This is a genomic window from Clostridium sp. DFI.1.208, assembly GCF_024463855.1.
Lineage (GTDB): Bacteria > Bacillota_I > Bacilli_A > Erysipelotrichales > Erysipelotrichaceae > Clostridium_AQ.
In genome coordinates, this window is sequence record NZ_JANGCA010000146.1 from 1 (window position 1) to 1,473 (window position 1,473).

General features: G+C 40.5%; 1 protein-coding gene. It reads right to left on the minus strand.

Annotated elements, in window-relative coordinates; genetic code table 11:
* Positions 1-29: 29 nt before the first annotated feature.
* Positions 30-1,331 (minus strand): ISL3 family transposase, encoded by a 1,302-nt coding sequence (locus NE665_RS23700; protein WP_187426261.1) that lies wholly within the window; start codon positions 1,329-1,331, stop codon positions 30-32.
* Positions 1,332-1,473: the final 142 nt, after the last annotated feature.

The following is a 1,473-nucleotide window of genomic DNA, read 5'->3' on the forward strand; positions in this document are numbered from 1 at the left end:
GAAGCATCTGCACTAAGTGTGGGTAGAAATCATCTAAGCTCATAAGATAGTTTGATTTCATAGTATAACCGGGAACATACGATCATGATCATATCGATAAGATTCTGTATATTCCTGAATCCATATGACTTTCGTATCAACACTTTGATCTTGTTATTGATGGATTCTATACGCGCATTCGATAATCCATGTCTTACGGTCGCAATGATCGCTTCTTTATGTCGTCGTATCTTTTTGCTTAATTCCACAAATGGTTTCAGCTTGCTTCGACATGCCCATGACAGCCAGGCTTTCAATTCTTTCTCTATCGTTTCCTTGCTGCACTGAAACACTTTTCTTAATCCTTCTTTCAACTGATAGCCTCGAAACATCCTTGGATACATAGCCTTGATCTCATCTAAACAGGATTGTTGATGCTCTGTTAGATTCTCAGGATTCTTGCCAAGTGCATATTTGTAGCTTTTACCATGTTTTGCTGTTTCCTTTCCTTCTTCTCCCTTTCTGGGACGGCCTCTTTTTCGCTTTGGCTGGGTTTTCTTTTCCTGCCTGGCTTCACGCCATACTTCTTTTCGCAGTTCATCCATGCAGTCGATCGCCCATTGAACCACGTGAAATCCATCTATACATCTTTCGCAGTTTGGAAGCCATTCTTCAATACAGCTTTGGATCCATCTGGCTCCATCCGCTGATACCAGCTCAATGGATTCTCTCTGCTCCTGTGTTAAAAGGGCAAAGAAAGAACTTAACACTTCTTTCCCCGTGCCTTTGCCTACCCAGATCACTTGATTCGTATCGTGATCCACAACGACTGTGACATATTTATGGCCCTTGCGATAACTCGTTTCATCAATACCGATTCGTCTCAAGTTTTTGAACCGTATGGAACTGTCCGGTTCAAGACGATCCTTTGTACGTGAAAGAAGCATACCTACAGTACGCCAGTTGATCCGCATGAGCTTCGATACTTCCGTGCGGTTGAGATGCAAAGCCAGATAAGCAGCCTGTTGTTCAAATTCCCTGGTAAAACCGGAATGATGGTGAGCCCATGGAACCTGTTCGGTATGGATTCCATGGACAGGACATTGAATACGATTCACATTGGATAGGATGTATACGGTACAGGCTCCAAAATCTAAAGCTCTCCAAGACCTGTATTCAGTAGTAGAATCATATCCGTTGCACTTTCTGCCACAGACTGGACAACGAGATCTTTGTCCTTTTGTGATTTCAACACGAATATATAGAGAAGATGAAACATGATCAAATTCTGCATTAATTATCTTGATACAATTGACATTGAGAATGGATTTTAGTAATTTTTTAAGTGCCATATGGTATTCCTTTCTTGGTTTGGTCGCTTAAGAAAAATACCATATGGTTTTCTTATATTCAAATATTCTTATTTTATACGATGAATAAAAGCGATATTCATTCTTTTGATAAAGATCTACCCACATTTAGTACAGAAGAGCC

What these genes read in the sequence shown, in the direction of transcription:
- NE665_RS23700 (WP_187426261.1), bottom strand. Translation starts at nt 1,331, where the DNA reads ATGGCACTTAAAAAATTACTAAAATCCATTCTCAATGTCAATTGTATC.